This is a genomic window from Streptomyces sp. NPDC058291, from assembly GCF_042880855.1.
GTDB lineage: Bacteria > Actinomycetota > Actinomycetes > Streptomycetales > Streptomycetaceae > Streptomyces.
Genome location: NZ_JBHVYK010000039.1, coordinates 35794 through 50703 on the forward strand (window position 1 = coordinate 35794; position 14910 = coordinate 50703).

General features: G+C 72.4%; 14 protein-coding genes and 1 riboswitch. Of the genes, 4 read left to right on the plus strand and 10 right to left on the minus strand.

Translation table 11 applies throughout. The features are described 5' to 3' along the window. The 3 genes from ACFVYK_RS20705 to ctaD form a co-directional block, all read right to left on the minus strand. Entirely contained in the window at positions 1-1071 is a 1071-nt protein-coding gene (locus tag ACFVYK_RS20705) for a polyprenyl synthetase family protein (protein WP_389775937.1), read from the minus strand. Positions 1072-1199: 128 nt separating this feature from the next. Further along, positions 1200-1556 carry a cytochrome C oxidase subunit I gene (locus tag ACFVYK_RS20710; protein WP_389775940.1) on the minus strand — a complete coding sequence of 119 codons (357 nt, stop codon included), beginning with the start codon at positions 1554-1556 and terminating at the stop codon, positions 1200-1202. A 19-nt stretch (positions 1557-1575) separates the two neighbouring features. Next, the gene (gene ctaD / locus ACFVYK_RS20715; RefSeq protein WP_389775942.1) at positions 1576-3267 is read right to left on the minus strand and encodes a cytochrome c oxidase subunit I; all 1692 of its coding nucleotides are present in this window, start codon (positions 3265-3267) and stop codon (positions 1576-1578) included. A 229-nt stretch (positions 3268-3496) separates the two neighbouring features. Here ctaD and ACFVYK_RS20720 point away from each other — a divergent pair, with 229 nt between their 5' ends. Then, positions 3497-4258, plus strand: coding sequence for a ZIP family metal transporter (locus tag ACFVYK_RS20720; RefSeq protein ID WP_389775945.1), 762 nt, complete (start codon positions 3497-3499; stop codon positions 4256-4258). 80 nt (positions 4259-4338) lie between these two features. On the opposite strand, the gene ACFVYK_RS20725 is transcribed toward ACFVYK_RS20720, so the two are convergent. From ACFVYK_RS20725 to ACFVYK_RS20755, 7 genes are all read right to left on the minus strand, one after another. Continuing rightward, complete coding sequence (locus ACFVYK_RS20725) at positions 4339-5085, minus strand: hypothetical protein (RefSeq protein ID WP_389775948.1); 747 nt, start codon at positions 5083-5085, stop codon at positions 4339-4341. Between the two features lie 56 nt (positions 5086-5141). Continuing rightward, positions 5142-5966 (minus strand): DUF1684 domain-containing protein, encoded by an 825-nt coding sequence (locus tag ACFVYK_RS20730; RefSeq protein WP_389775951.1) that lies wholly within the window; start codon positions 5964-5966, stop codon positions 5142-5144. 16 nt (positions 5967-5982) lie between these two features. Next, positions 5983-7704, minus strand: a complete 1722-nt coding sequence (locus ACFVYK_RS20735) for a dipeptide ABC transporter ATP-binding protein (RefSeq protein ID WP_389775953.1) — start codon at positions 7702-7704, stop codon at positions 5983-5985. Continuing rightward, positions 7701-8627, minus strand: a complete 927-nt coding sequence (locus ACFVYK_RS20740; protein WP_389775955.1) for an ABC transporter permease — start codon at positions 8625-8627, stop codon at positions 7701-7703. The genes ACFVYK_RS20735 and ACFVYK_RS20740 overlap by 4 nt, the downstream gene beginning before the upstream one ends. Beyond that, on the minus strand, positions 8624-9583 hold the full coding sequence (locus tag ACFVYK_RS20745; protein ID WP_389775957.1) for an ABC transporter permease: 960 nt from the start codon (positions 9581-9583) through the stop codon (positions 8624-8626). The genes ACFVYK_RS20740 and ACFVYK_RS20745 overlap by 4 nt, the downstream gene beginning before the upstream one ends. A gap of 2 nt (positions 9584-9585) precedes the next feature. Further along, positions 9586-11208, minus strand: a complete 1623-nt coding sequence (locus ACFVYK_RS20750) for an ABC transporter substrate-binding protein (protein WP_389775959.1) — start codon at positions 11206-11208, stop codon at positions 9586-9588. A gap of 185 nt (positions 11209-11393) precedes the next feature. Beyond that, positions 11394-11516 carry a putative leader peptide gene (locus ACFVYK_RS20755; protein WP_389775960.1) on the minus strand — a complete coding sequence of 41 codons (123 nt, stop codon included), beginning with the start codon at positions 11514-11516 and terminating at the stop codon, positions 11394-11396. A 29-nt stretch (positions 11517-11545) separates the two neighbouring features. Further along, positions 11546-11655: riboswitch (SAM riboswitch) on the minus strand. A gap of 564 nt (positions 11656-12219) precedes the next feature. On the opposite strand from ACFVYK_RS20755, the gene ACFVYK_RS20760 reads away from it, so the two are divergent. From ACFVYK_RS20760 to ssuE, 3 genes are all read left to right on the plus strand, one after another. After that, positions 12220-13356, plus strand: a complete 1137-nt coding sequence (locus ACFVYK_RS20760) for an LLM class flavin-dependent oxidoreductase (protein WP_389775962.1) — start codon at positions 12220-12222, stop codon at positions 13354-13356. After that, on the plus strand, positions 13353-13889 hold the full coding sequence (locus ACFVYK_RS20765; RefSeq protein WP_389775964.1) for a GNAT family N-acetyltransferase: 537 nt from the start codon (positions 13353-13355) through the stop codon (positions 13887-13889). The genes ACFVYK_RS20760 and ACFVYK_RS20765 overlap by 4 nt, the downstream gene beginning before the upstream one ends. 214 nt (positions 13890-14103) lie before the next feature. Further along, a complete protein-coding gene (gene ssuE / locus ACFVYK_RS20770) occupies positions 14104-14661 on the plus strand; it encodes an NADPH-dependent FMN reductase (protein ID WP_389775966.1) in 558 nt (185 codons plus the stop codon). Positions 14662-14910 lie beyond the last annotated feature (249 nt).

Consider the following 14910-nt stretch of genomic DNA (forward strand, 5'->3'; position numbering starts at 1 on the left):
TCAGGCGGCCCGGTCCACGCTCCACAGCGGCAGGAGCTCGAAGAAGGCGACCGCGTCGTCCCGCCACCGCGGCCGCCACCCGGCGGCGAGGGCGCAAGCCCGCTCGGCATGCCGCCGCATGTCCGCGCGCATCCTGTCCGCCGCACCGCTGCTCTCGGCGATCTCCCGGAGGGCGGAGACCGTCTCCGGCGTGGGGGACCGGTCCCCGAGCGCGGATTCCACCATGGCGCGCTCGGCGCCGCTCACGGCGGCCAGCAGAGCGCTGACGGTGTAGCTGCGCTTTCCGTCGCGCAGGTCGCCGCCGGTCGGCTTGCCCATGACGGCCGGGTCCCCGAACAGGTCCAGGTAGTCGTCGCGCATCTGCCCGCAGATCCCGACCAGCCGCGCGTAGCCGCGCAGTTCCCGTTCGAAGAGCGCGGGTCGTTCGCCGGCTGCCAGCAGGCCGAGCTGCAGGGGCGCGAGGATCGAGTACCGGGCGGACTTGTAGTCGGCCACGGCGTGCAGGACGTCCTCGTCCGGGGCCGTGGCGAAGTCGCGCTCCAGGTCGACGATCTGCCCCATGAACGTGTCGGCGGCCGCACGTGTCTGCGTCTCGACCATGGCCTGCCGCAGGGCGAGAGGTGCTTTCGCGTCAAGGAGGACCCGCAGGGACAGGGCGAGGGCGAGGTCGCCGGCGAGGACCGTGAGGCCGAGGGCCGCCTGCGGGTGACGAGGGAACCGGTCGCGGTAGGCGTAGTACGTGGACGGACCGCCCCGGCGCGTGGGGCTGTCGTCGATGAGGTCGTCATGGATCAGACCGTGGGTGTGCAGCAGTTCGATGCTCAAGGCGGCCGCGTCCAGCCCCTCGGCCGGCTCGTCGGTCACCAGCCGAGCCGCCTCGTGCAGGAGGACCACCCGCATCCGCTTGCCTCCGCGCAGGGCCAGATCCCGCACGAGCGCCAGGCACTCCGGGGTGAAGCGGCTGAGCGACGGCGTGTCGAGCCGCCCGCCCAACGTGTCGAAGTACTCCTCGAACAGCGCGGTGAAGCGCTTTTCGTATCCGGCGACACGCTGGAGCACCTGCTCGGTCATGGGGAGGGCTTCCTGGTCCGACGACGGTGGGGGGCTGGGCCACGCCAGCTTCCCACCCCGGGCGCGGGCCGGGCTCGCGAGGCGGCACGACAGCTCTCCTCAGCCGTTCGGACCTCGCCGTCCCGGCGTCATCGGATCAACGACAGGGCGGCGGCGGTCACCGAGGCCAGGCACGTGCCGGCGGCCACCGCCCAGCCCACACACCGCAGACGCAGTTCCCGGTAGCGCCGCTCGTACTCGCCGCGCAGTGACCGACAGCGGGCCGCGATCCGTTCCAAGTCCCGTTGGGCGTGGTGCAGGCTGTCGGCGACGTACCGCTGCCTGACGTCGGCGCGCTGGGAGGTGGTCAGCCACTCCATGGTCTCCACGAACGTCTCCGCACGGGCCTCGGCCACCGCGATCGTGGCCTGCCACAGCAGGTATCCCTCCACCTGGTCACCGAGCCCGCCGGCCTGTGCGGACCCTTGCTTCGCCACCTCGCTCATCGCTGCCTCCGGCGGATCGTCAACGGACCCCGTGGGCCTCGGCCTCGACCATGGCGATGTCGGGGTGGTGCAGGTCGAAGGCGGGGGACTCGCTGCGCACACGCGGCAGGGTGGTGAAGTTGTGGCGCGGCGGCGGGCAGGAGGTGGCCCACTCCAGGGAGCGGCCGTAACCCCACGGGTCGTCGACGCCGACCGGCTTGCCGTACCGGCCGGTCTTCCACACGTTGTAGAGGAACGGCAGCATGGAGGAGCCGAGGAGGAAGGAACTGATGGTCGAGATGGTGTTGAGGGTGGTGAAGCCGTCGGCGGCCAGGTAGTCGGCGTAGCGGCGCGGCATGCCCTCGGCGCCCAGCCAGTGCTGGACCAGGAAGGTGCCGTGGAAGCCGATGAACAGCGTCCAGAAGGTGATCTTGCCCAGGCGCTCGTCGAGCATCCTGCCGGTGAACTTGGGCCACCAGAAGTGGAAGCCGGCGAACATCGCGAAGACGACGGTGCCGAAGACGACGTAGTGGAAGTGCGCCACCACGAAGTACGAGTCGGACACGTGGAAGTCCATCGGCGGCGAGGCCAGGATGATCCCGGTCAGCCCGCCGAAGAGAAATGTGACGAGGAAACCCGCCACCCAGAGCATGGGTGTCTCGAAGGACAACGACCCCTTCCACATGGTGCCGATCCAGTTGAAGAACTTCACGCCGGTCGGGACGGCGATGAGGAACGTCATGAAGGAGAAGAACGGCAGCAGCACGCCTCCGGTGACGAACATGTGGTGCGCCCACACCGTCACGGACAGGCCGGCGATGGCGATCGTCGCGGCCACCAGGCCCATGTAGCCGAAGATCGGCTTGCGGGAGAAGACCGGGATGATCTCGGTGACGATGCCGAAGAACGGCAGCGCGATGATGTACACCTCTGGGTGGCCGAAGAACCAGAAGAGGTGCTGCCACAGCAGCGGACCCCCGTTGGCGGCGTCGAAGATGTGCGCGCCGAACTTGCGGTCCGCCTCCAGGGCGAACAGGGCCGCCGCCAGCACCGGGAAGGCGAAGAGGACGAGGACGGCGGTCAGCAGCACGTTCCAGGTGAAGATCGGCAGCCGGAACATCGTCATGCCGGGAGCGCGCATGCAGATGATCGTGGTGATGAAGTTGACCGCGCCGAGGATGGTGCCGAAGCCGGAGAAGGCCAGGCCCATGATCCACAGGTCGGCGCCCAGACCCGGGGTGCGGACGGCGTCCGACAGGGGGGTGTAGGCGAACCAGCCGAAGTCGGCGGCGCCCTGCGGGGTGAGGAAGCCACCCACCGCGATCGAGGACCCGAACAGGTAGAGCCAGTAGGCGAACATGTTCAGCCGCGGGAACGCCACGTCGGGCGCGCCGATCTGCAGCGGCATGATCCAGTTCGTGAAACCGGCGAACAGCGGGGTGGCGAACATCAGCAGCATGATCGTGCCGTGCATCGTGAACGCCTGGTTGTACTGCTCGGGGGAGACGATCTGCAGGCCCGGGCGGGCCAGCTCGGCGCGGATGAGCAGGGCCATCACGCCGCCGACGAGGAAGAACCCGAAGGACGTCGTCAGGTACAGCGTGCCGATGGTCTTGTGGTCGGTGGTCGTCAGCCACTTCACCACGACGTTGCCGGGCTGTCTGCCCCTGACCGGCACCTCACGGTCGTAGTCGGCGTCAGCCGATCGCTCCGGGTCGTTCAGAATCGTCACAGCCGGTTTCTCCAGGTGTCCGCGGCCGGTGCGCCGCCCATGCGTGAGTCAGGGCCATCCTGGCGATTCGCGGCGGCGGGCGGGCCCCGGCGGCGGCGACACGCGCCCGAACGGGCGGTTCTCACACACGGTCGGAGTAACAGGCCCCGGCGTGTGGCGCGTCGGCTGCCTGAGCGGCCGGGTCGCGGTCGCTCGTTGATCCACATCCGAAACGGGTAGACGGGTCCACATGGCTGAAGTGGTACAGGCAGGACTGTGGGGGCTGGTGGCGGGCTCGGCACTGCTCATCGGAGCCGCGCTGGGGTACGGGCTGCGGGTGCCGCAGAAGGTGATCGCCACGGTGATGGCCTTCGGCGCGGGCGTGCTGTTGTCGGCGGTCTCCTTCGAGCTGGTCGGGGAGGCGTACGACGAGGCGGGACTGACTCCCGCGGCCGTCGGCACGCTCGTCGGCGCGCTGGCCTACACCGGGGGCAATGTGTGGCTGGCCCGCCGGGGGGCGCGGCATCGCAAGCGCTCCGGCCACGCACAGGCGCGGAAGCAGCCCTCGGAGACCGAGCAGAGCGGGTCCGGGACGGCGCTCGCGCTGGGCGCCCTGCTCGACGGCGTGCCCGAGTCGGCGGTCATCGGGGTCAGTCTGCTGGACGGCGGCGCGGTCAGCCTGGTCACGGTGGCCGCGGTGTTCATCAGCAACGTGCCCGAGGGGCTGTCCAGTTCGGCCGGGATGAAGAAGGCGGGCCGCACCAAGAAGTACGTCTTCGGCGTCTGGGCGGCGATCGCGGCGGCCAGCACGGTGTCCAGCGTCCTCGGCTACACCGTCGTCGGTTCCTTCTCTCCCGCGGTGATCGCCGCGGTGACCGCGGTCGCGGCCGGGGCGATCCTCGCCATGGTCGCGGACACGATGATCCCCGAGGCGTTCGAGGACGCCCACCTGGCGATCGGACTGATCACCGTGTGCGGCTTCCTGGTCTCTTTCGCTCTCTCCCACTCCTGACCGCCGGAGACGAGGGCCGGAGTGCCGGCGATGTCCCTGCGGACCTGCGGAGGGGGTGGACCGGGCGGACCCGGTGGTCGTCAGGGCGTCCCGCCCTCGCGGAGGGCGTCCCGCAGCCGTCGCAGCTCGTCCGCCGGCCTGCCCAGGCCGTTCACCTGCAACCGGGCCGCCTCGGTACGGGCGTCCGCGTGCACCCGGTACGCGAGGTCGGCCGACTGGCGCACCATCCATTGGTGGTAGGAGAGCAGCCGCCCCGCATACGCCTGCGCCCGCACGAGGTCGGCGTCGGCGAGCGGCAGCTCCAGCAGCCTGGCACGCAGGCGCAGCAGAGCCGAACCGGCGTCGTTGCAGGCCCGGGCGGTCTGTCCCGGGACGGGGCCGGGCGCACCGCACGCGGCCACCGCCGCGTCGGCGGGCCGTTGGACGGCCACCGCCTCCTCCAGCACCGCGAGCAGCGCCCGCACCTGGGCGGCGCGCGGCGGACGGACCGGAGCGGGAGGACGGGCCAGCGGGCGCAGGCGCAGGCGTTCGAGGAGGCGGACGCCACGCCGCCACGCGTCCCGGCCGGAACGGGACGACGCGGGGACGGGCACGGGAACGCTGGTCGAGGTCATGACCACTCCGGACAGGGGCAGGGGCGTGCGCTGCCTTCCAGTGTCCCGCTCCGCAGCAGGTCGGCTCGGAACCCGGCGGCCGGTGATCCCAAGGGGCGGTATGACAGCGTCCTCGAACAGCCGGAGCGTGTGCTCGAGGCCGGTGCGCGGATCGTCGTCGGCGAAGTCGCCCGGGGTCGGAAAGGCCGGCGAGCCGATCGCGGGGATGCTCATGCGGTATCCGTCCCTCCTGGTCGTGGTCGTCTTCTCGTCCCGTTCGGCACGGCTGCTCAGGCTCCGCCTCGTTCGTGCGGGAGCTTCTCCCCGGCCTCGACCGCCACGGGCAGCCGGTTCTCGGCCGGCGGCAGCGGGCAGGTCGCCAGATCGGTGTAGGCGCAGGGCAGGTTCGCCGCCCGGTTGAAGTCCAGGACGACCGTGCCGTCGGCGGCGGGCGCGTCCAGGGCGAGGGCCCGGTTGGCGGCGTAGGTGGTGACCCCGGAGGTCGCGTCGGTGAACAGCACCAGCAGTCCGTCCGGTCCGTGGCCGGGGAACGCGGTCAGCGACAGGGACCGTCCGTCGAGTTCGAACTCGACCCGGCCCGGTGCGTCGTACACGTGCTCGAGACCCTCGACGGCGGCCCCCACGGTCGTCGGCCGCGGCGCGTCGAACGGTGTGTAGCGGCCGGTCACCGCCCAGCGGGGGTCCGGCGCGTAGGCGGGGGTGCCGGTGAAGCCGGTGCGCAGCGGGGCGTCGGGGTGGCGGGGGCGGACGATGTCCTGACCGCCGCGCTTGGCCACCTCGATCACGGCGTCGCCCCAGACCGCGTTGACTCCGCCGCGCTCGGGCAGGACCCCGAAGCGGTGCTCGCCGCGGACGGCGACGCCGTCGACGACCAGTTCCTCGCCGTCGTCGAGGACGACGACGACCCCGTCGGGGCCGGTCGACCAGGCGCCCGGGGCGTCCGGGAAGCGCTCGGGCTCGACGCCGAGCCAGTGCAGGCCGGTGACGGCGAGGAACCCGTGCGGGTCGGCGAGCCGTTCCTCCTGCCTGCTGTGCCATTCCTGCCAGTCGCGGGTGAACGCGGCCAGGTCTGCGGTGGTGTCCTGAACGGTCATGTGTGCTCCTTCGAGATCAGCGGCCGGGACGGTGCTGGGGGGCGGCCGTCGTGTGACGGCTGCCGGGGATGGCCGCGAGCAGTTCACGGGTGTAGTCGTGGCGGGGGCGGGCGAAGAGATCTTCGGCGGCGCCCGTCTCGACGATGCGGCCCGAGCGCATCACGGCGACCTCGTGGGCGATCTGGCGCACGACGGCCAGGTCGTGCGAGATGAACAGGTACGCCACCCCGGTCTCGGCCTGCAGCTCGGCGAGCAGGTCGAGCACCTGGGCCTGCACGGACACGTCGAGCGCGGACACCGGCTCGTCGCAGACCACCAGCTCGGGGGAGAGGGCCAGCGCGCGGGCGATCGCCACGCGCTGCCGCTGGCCCCCGGACAGCTCCGCGGGCCGGCGCTCCAGCGTCGACGCGGGCAGCGCCACCCGGCCGAGCAGTTCCCGGGCCCGGGCGAGCCGGGAGGCGCGGTCGCCGACCCTGAACGCGCGCAGCGGTTCGGTGATCACCTCGCCGATGGAGAACCGGGGGTCGAGCGAGGCGTAGGGGTTCTGGTAGACGAGCTGGGCCCGGCGGCGCAACTCCCGCGCCGATGCCCCGCGTGCGGTGGTGACGTCGACGCCGTCGAACAGGACGCGCCCGGCGGTCGGGTCGGTCAGGCGCAGCACCAGGCGGGCGGTGGTGGACTTCCCCGAGCCGGACTCGCCCACCAGGGCCAGCGTGCGGCCCCGGTGCAGGGTGAAGCTGACGTCGTCGACCGCGCGCACGGCGCCGGCCGAGCCGGCGGTGCGGGGAACCCGGAACTCCTTGACCGCGCCCCGGACCTCGACCAGCGGCGGCGCGTCGGGAGCTGCCGGCGCCACGGCCGCGGGCCGGGGGCGTGCGGTGGCCCCGGACCGGGCGACGGCCAGGCTCGGGGCGGCGGCCAGCAGCCGGCGGGTGTACTCGTGCCGGGGGTCGTCGAGGATCTCGCGGGTGGGGCCGGCCTCGACGACGCGGCCCTCGGACATGACGACGATCCGCTGGGCGCGGTCGGCCGCGACGCCGAGATCGTGGGTGACCAGCAGCACCGCCGTGCCGGACTCCTCGGTGAGGTTGTGCAAGTGGTCGAGGACGACCCGCTGCACGGTGACGTCCAGGGCGCTGGTCGGCTCGTCGGCGATGATGAGCCGCGGTCTGCCGGCGATGGCGATCGCGATCAGGGCGCGTTGGCGCATCCCGCCGGACAGCTCGTGCGGGTACTGCCGGGCGCGGGTGGCCGCGTCGGGCAGCCCGGCCTGTTCCAGGACGGCGATCGCGTCCGACGGGGCGGAGCGGCGGGTCGTCAGCCGGTGGATGCGCAGGACCTCGGCGACCTGTTCGCCGATGCGTTTGACCGGGTTGAGGGAGACCGTGGGGTCCTGGGGCACCAGGCCGATCTGTGCGCCGCGGACGGCGCGCAGCTCGCGTTCGGACAGCGAGGCGAGGTCGTGCCGGCCGAAGCGGACCGTCCCGGCGTCGATGCCGCCGTTCGCGGCCAGGAGCCGGACGATGGCATGGGCGGTCGTGCTCTTGCCCGAACCGGACTCGCCCACCACGGCGGTCACCTGACCCGGCCACACGTCGAGGTCCACGCCCCGTACGGCCCGTACGGCGCCGCCGCGGGTGCGGTAGGACACCGACAGGCCCCGTACCGCCAGCAGCGGGTGCTCGGATGTGGTCACGTTCTCGCCCGTTCCGGGGTCGTTCGTCGTGGTGGCGGTCATCGGCGGCCTGCCCCCTCGCCGTCCAGCGCTCGCGCGATGCGGTTGGTGGCCAGCACGGTGGCGGCGATGACCAGCCCGGGCAGGGCGGTGAGCCACCAGGCGTTGGCCAGGTAGTCGCGCCCGTCGGAGATCAACGTCCCCCACTCCGGCGCGGGCGGCGGCGCCCCGTAGCCGAGGAAACTCAGCGACGACACGGCCAGGACGGAGGTGCCGAAGTCGAGGGTCGCCAGGACGATCAACGGTCCCGCGGCGTTCGGCAGGACGTGCCGGCCGAGGACCGAGTACCAGCGGCTCCCGCACGAGCGGGACGCCTCCACGAAGACGGCCTGCCGCACGCGCAGCACCTCCGCACGCGTCACCCGGGCGAAACCGGCGACGCTCGCCGCCCCGACCGCGAACGCGACCTTCACCGTTCCGTAGCCCAGCGCCGTGACCAGCGCCAGGGACAGGAACAGCGCGGGGATCGACAGCAGGACGTCGACGAAGCGCATCAGCACGTCGTCGACCCAGCGGCCGACGAAGCCGGCGATCAGGCCGATCAGACCGCCGACCACGAAGGCGACCGCCACCGCGATCAGCGTGGCCTTCAGCGACAGCTGCGCGCCGTGCACCACCCGGGAGAACAGGTCCCGTCCCAGTTCGTCGGTGCCGAACCAGTGGGCGCCGTCGGGACCTTGGAAGTTCTGCGACGGCACTCCCCGCAGCGGGTCCTGCGAGGTGAACAGACCCGGCCAGAACGCGGCCGGCACCACGAGGAACACGACGAGCACCGAGACCGGCAGACCCGGCCGGCGCACCAACAACCGCAGCGCCCGCCGTGGTTCGAGCCGTCGCCGCGGGCCTGCGGCGACGCCGGACGCCTCGGGACGCGCCGGGCTGAGCGCGACGCCGGCGGCGACCTCGTCCACCAGTGGCTGGGTCATGCGAGCCTGCCCTTCCTGCCGGTGGCCATCACGATCCGCGGGTCGAGGAGCGGATAGACGAGATCGACGATCAGGTTGGCGAGCACGAAGACCACCGCTGCGAACACCACGACCCCCTGCACCAGCGGGATGTCCTGGGCCGTCACCGCGGCGGCCGTCACCCGGCCCAGCCCGTCGCGGGAGAACACGGTCTCGACGACCACCGAGCCGGCGATCAGCTGCCCGGCCAGCAGGCCCACGACCGTGAGTGCGGGCAGTGACGCGTTGCGCAGCGCGTGGCGCAGATGGATCCGCACCCTGCCCGCGCCCTTGGCCCGGGCGGTCTCCGTGTAGGCCTGGTCCAGCGCGGTGAGCAGGCTCTTGGCCAGCACCTGGGCGACCAGCGCGCCGGTCGGGATCGCCAGGGTCAGCGCGGGCAGCACCAGGCCCCGCAGCCCGTCGTCGCCGAACGCGGGGAACCACCGCAGCCGGAAGGAGAACAGTTCGACGAGCAGCAACCCGACCCAGAAGGTCGGTACCGACACCCCCAACGGCGGTAGGGAGAGCAGGAGTTGTCGCAGCCATCGGCGCGAGGTGTAGGTGGCGAGCAACGCGAGACCGCCGCCGAGGACGACGGCGAGCAGGAGCGCCGTACCGGTCAGCGTCAGGGTCTGCGGCAGCGCGTCGCCCAGCGTCGACGTCACCGGACGGCCGGTCGAGACCGAGTCGCCGAAGTCCGCGCGCAGCGCGTCGCCGAGGTGGTCGGCATACTGCACCGGCACCGGTTTGTCGAAGCCGTACGCGTGCCGGAGCCTGGCCAGCTGCGCGGGATCGACCGTGCCGGACTCCGCGCCGGCGCCGGCCATCGCCGACACCGGGTCGCCGGGCAGGAAGTCGAGCACCAGGAAGGAGACGGTGTAGGCCGCCCACAGCACCCCGAGCGCCTGCGCGACGCGTTTGATCACATAGCGGCGCACGGTCAGCCGATCCAGGTGTCGTGCAGCTGTATCCGGCTGGAGGCCTCGAAGTCGAGGTCGTGCACCTTCTTCGCCGCCCCGAGCTGTGTCTGCAGCTCCACCACGGGCACGACGTAGGCGTTGCGCACGATCAACCGCTGCGCCTGCGCGACCAGTTCGCTGCGCTCGGCCGGGTCGGTGGTCGCCGCCTGCCGGGTCAGCAGCGAGTCCAGCGGGCTCGCCGGCAGATGGTAGAAGTTGGTCAGCCGCGTGGAGTAGGAGCTGCGCAGGATGTCAGGGTCGGCGCGGGTCACGTTGCCCCATACGGCGTCGAAGTCACCGGACTGCAGCGTCGTCGCGAACTGGCTGATCTGCCGTTCCCTGAGCACGACGTCGACGCCGACCGCCTTGAGCTGCTGCTGGATCAGCTCCAGCGCGGGCTGGTTGGTGGCCGCGTTGGCGAACCAGGTGACGGCCAGGCTCAGCCGTGCGCCGCCCTTGGTCCGGATGCCGTCCCCGCCGGTCCTCCAACCGGCGGCGTCCAGCAGCGACTTGGCCTTGGCCTCGTTGTGGGACAGGTCCTTGCCGAGGTTCGCGTAGTCCGGGGTGGTGTGCGCCAGGATGCTCGTGGCCGGCCGCGTCCCGGTCGGGAACACGGCGTCGACGATCTGCTGTCGGTCGATGGCGAACAGGATCGCCTGCCGTACGTTGGCGTCCTTGAGCGCCGGCCGGGAGTTGTTCAGCCCCAGGTTGAACACGTTGCCCGGGTTGGCCCGCCCCAGCAGGTTCACCTGGCCGCCCTTGAGCGCCGCCTCGTCGGCCCTGCCCACACTGCCGATCGCGTCCACCTGGCCGGACTGCAGGCTGCCGGTGCGCACCCCCGCCTCGGGCACCACCTTGAAGACCAGCCTGTCGAGGTACGCCTCGCCCTTCTTGTTCCACAGCGCGGAGCCCCAGGCGTACCCGGCGCGCCTGACCAACGTGATCGAACGATTCTGCACGTACTGCTTCAGGGTGAACGGACCGCTGCCGACGGCTCCCTGGCTGCACCTCTGCTGCGGCGTCCTCTTCACGCTCGCGGACGACTCGATGCCCAAGGAGAACGTGGAAGTGGCTTGCAGGAACTGGGCGTTGGGCTGCTTGAACGTCACCCGCACCGTGAGCGGGTCGACCACGGAGGTGGTCCGCACGCCGCTGAGATACCCCTGGGCCAAGGTCGCCAACGCACCGAGCCGGGGCACCGCGTCGAAGTTGTCCTTGACCGTCTGCGCGGTCAGCGGGGTGCCGTCGCTGAAGGTGACGCCCGGTCTCAGGTGAAAGGTGAACGTCGTGGCGTCCGCGCTGACGTCCCAGCTCTTCGCCAGCCACGGCACGATCCTGCCCGTCCTGGGGTCCTGGTCGGTCAGGGAGTCGACGAGCTGGCGCACGGAGTAGATGGTGTCGTTGCTGCCGACCTGCTGCGGATCCGAGCAGCCGGCGTCGGATCCCACGGCGAAGGTCAGGGCGCCGCCGGACCTGGCCTGTCCGCCGCCGTCGCTCGAAGCGCTGGCGCCGGACGAGCAGGCCGTCAGCAGCGCGCTGGTCGTGAGAAGTGCGGTGAGCGCCGACCACCGGGGGCCACGGCGGGAATCCGGATGCGCTGTCACGGAAATGGTTCTCCTACTCGAAAGTCGGCGCGCCGAAGCACGCGCGGACGACGGAGATGCGGGGGAGGGCGTCGCTCCCCCGGGCACGACGACGGTTCGGGGGAGGAGAGCGAGAAGGGGTGGAGGAACGCGCCGGCGGGTCAGCACCGACGGGTCAGCACCGACGGGTCAGCGGCGGGACGTGGTCAGCCGTGACACAGACAGCTGGTGGTGCGCCGCAGATCGATGTGGCGGCGGCGGGAGAACCGGGAGAGGGACGCCGCGACCGCGGGGAACGAGCTCGGGACGCTGCTGGGCCGCATGCTCATCCCTCCGTCCTCGGGACCCCTGTCGCGGGGCCGCGCGCTTGCCGGATCGGCGATCCGGCCGGGCTTTCACCTGGAGCACCCCACCGCGTCGGAGGGTTGCCGGTCAGCGAGCCAGGGCTTGACGCTGACACTCAATGCCAGTCGAAACGTTAGCCATCGCCGCCGTGATCCGTCAACGGGCCCCGGACGGGGGGACCTGACGATCGTCCGCCCGAAGCGGTCACGACCCTTCCGGCATCCGAGCCGTGGTTGACGAGGAGCGAGATGTCCTGCTCAATTACTCATATGTATGCCGAGCAGCGCCTGGTCACCCGCGACCACATCGACTTCGGTCGTGTGTGGTCCGCCGCGTGTTGCGCCTGACGCGGCGTCGGGCGCGCTGACCGGCCCTTCCCTCCCTCGGCGGACCCGGCACGAACCGGACCGGTCGGACCGGACCGGCCCTGTGCCGGCGCAGTCCCCCGTCGGCGCCGAAACACACCCCGGACCCCGCACTGACCGCCGTCACGGCTCCCGCCGGACCTGACGCGAGCCGCCGCCCGTGCCCGCGTCGTGGCCTGGTCCCCGACGTCGTCACCCCTGACGGCCCACCGGCGCCGGCACCTGCCGAGCGCCGCCGCCCCGACCCGCCCCGGGCCGGCTTCGCCGTGCCCGCACACCGCCCACGGCACCGCCCCGAGGACCTGAGGAAAGGCAACCGTTCATGCCCGTGGAGTTCCTCGGCATCGCCGCCACCAACGACGGCTCCGAGACCACCCCGCGCTCCGGCGCGGCCTTCGACAAGGAGTACACGCTCCGGCTCGCCCGGGCGCACGAGGACCACGGCTGGGACCGCGTGCTCTTCGCGTACGGATCGGGGTCACCGGATCCCGCGCCCGCCGCCGCGTACATCGCGAGCCGACTGGAACGCCTGCAGATCCTGCTCGCCCACCGGCCCAACGTCTCGTACCCGACCTTCGCCGCCAAGACGTTCGCGACCCTCGACCAGATCAGCGAGGGCCGGCTCACCGTGCACTTCATCACCGGCGGCAACGACCGGGAACAGGGCCGCGAGGGCGACACCCTCACCAAGGACGAGCGCTACGCCCGCACCCGCGAGTACATCGGCCTCGTCAAGAAGATCTGGACCACCCACGAGCCCTTCGACCACGAGGGCGAGCACTACCGCTTCCACGACTTCGTCAGCGACGTCTTCCCCGTCCAGCGGCCGCGCCCGAACGTGTCGTTCGGCGGCTCGTCGCCCGCCGCGGTCGCGGCCGGGGCCGCCGAGGCCGACGTCTACTGCCTGTGGGGCGAGCCGCTCGCCCGGACCGCCGAGCAGATCGAGGCCGTGAAGGCCGCCGCGAAGGCCGCGGGCCGTGCCGAAGCCCCCCGCTTCCAGGTGGCGTTCCGCCCGATCATCGCCCCGACCGAGGAACTGGCCTGGGAGAAGGCCCATCGCACGGTCGGTGCGATCAAGGCCCGCAAGGAGAAGGGCGAGCCGGTCACCCGGCGCCACAACGGCAGCGCGCAGCCGCAGAACACGGGCTCGCAGCGGCTCATCGCCATCGCCGAGGCCGGGGAGCGCTACGACCGCGCCCTGTGGACCCCGACGGCCGCCGCCACCGGCGGCGCGGGCAACTCCAACGCCCTGGTCGGAACCCCGGAGACGGTCGCCCGGGCGCTCCTCGACTACTACGACCTGGGCGTCGACATCCTCTCCGCGCGAGGCTACGACCTGCTCGGCGACGCGATCGACTTCGGCAGGCACGTGATCCCCCTGGTCCGCGAGGAGGTGGCCAGGCGCGACGCCGAGCGGGCGGTCCGCGGCACGCAGAACCTCGCGGCGGTGGGCGGATGACGTCCGTCGGGCCACCGCCGTCCATGTCGACCGGGCCGGCGGTCGTCGAAGTCCCCGTGTCCGACCCACGGGTGCGGCCACTGCTGCGCGAACTCGGCGAGGAGTACTCCGCCCGCTACGGCCGGGACGCCCACGCCGAACTCGCCCGCTACCCCGACGAGGAGTTCACCGCCTCCCACGGCGGGGTGCTCCTGCTGCTCCTGGAGGACGGCGAGCCGGTCGCGGGCGGGGCCTTCCGCCGGTACGACGGCGACACCGCGGAGCTGAAGCGCATCTGGACCCACTCCGCCCACCGGCGGCGCGGCCTGGCCCGGCGCGTCGTCGCCGAACTGGAGCGCACGGCGGGCGAGCGCGGCTACCGCAGGGTCTGCCTCACCACCGGTCCGCGCCAGCCCGAGGCGCGGGCCCTGTATCTGACGACCGGCTACACCCCGCTCTTCGACACCGAGGCCGACCCGGAGACCATCGGCCCGCTGCCCTTCGAGAAGAACCTGCCGCCCGCTCCGCACCGGGAGGAGGCGACCGGCCGGTGAGCCTGCGCACGGCCGTGACGACGCCCGGCGGCCCCGCGGGAGCGGCGACGCCCGCCGCGCGGGGCGCGGGGCCGGCCCCGTCACCGTCGCGCCCTCGCCAAGGGCGCCCCTCGCCGGGCCGCGGCCGCCACGGGGGCACGGTGCCGCAAGGGGCCGTGACCCCGGCCGCCCACCGCGATCTCCCACCGCTCCCACGTTCCCCGAAGGGGCCGCCATGGCCACCGTCCTGTCCGTCTCCGGAAGCCCCTCCGCCACCTCTCGTACCGCGTGTCTGCTGCGCCACCTGGACCGGCGGCTCACGGACCAGGGACACGAGGTCGTTCCCCTGGACGTCCGCACCCTCCCCGCCGACGCCCTGCTCGGCGCCGACCTCCGGCACCCGGCGATCGTCAGGACGGCCGCGCTCTTCGACCGAGCCGACGGCGTCGTGATCGGCACGCCCGTGTACAAGGCCGCTTGCTCGGGGCTGCTGAGATCGCTGCTCGATCTGCTGCCCCAGTACGCCCTGGCGGGCAAGACGGTTCTGCCGCCGGCGACCGGCGGCAGCACGGCGCAGGTCCTGGCGATCGACTACGCGCTGCGTCCGGTGATCAGTTCCATGGGCGCCGCCCACATCGTCCAGGGCTGGTTCACGCTGGACAAGGACATCACGGTGGGCGACGACGGGGCCCTGACCGTCGCCCGGGGCGCGGCCGAGGCTCTCGCACAGGTCGTCGACCAGTTCTCCGACGCCCTCGGCAGCCGCACGGCCCTGCTGGCGGCCGCCGGATGAGCACCGTGACAGCGGGCGGCGCACGAGCGCCCCTCGGGCACACCGTGCTGCACGTGCACGCCGACGCCGACGGACTGACGCATCGTCAGCCCCGATGAGTCGCTGATCACCACGATCACGCACGGGCACGCGGACCGGGTGCGGTCCTACGAACTGCTGGCCGAGGAGTGGCGCAAGCGGTGAGGTGCGTGACGCCCGGGGCCGGGGCGTCGGCAGGCCGCGCCGTTCGCCGGCCGCCGCGCCGTGGCT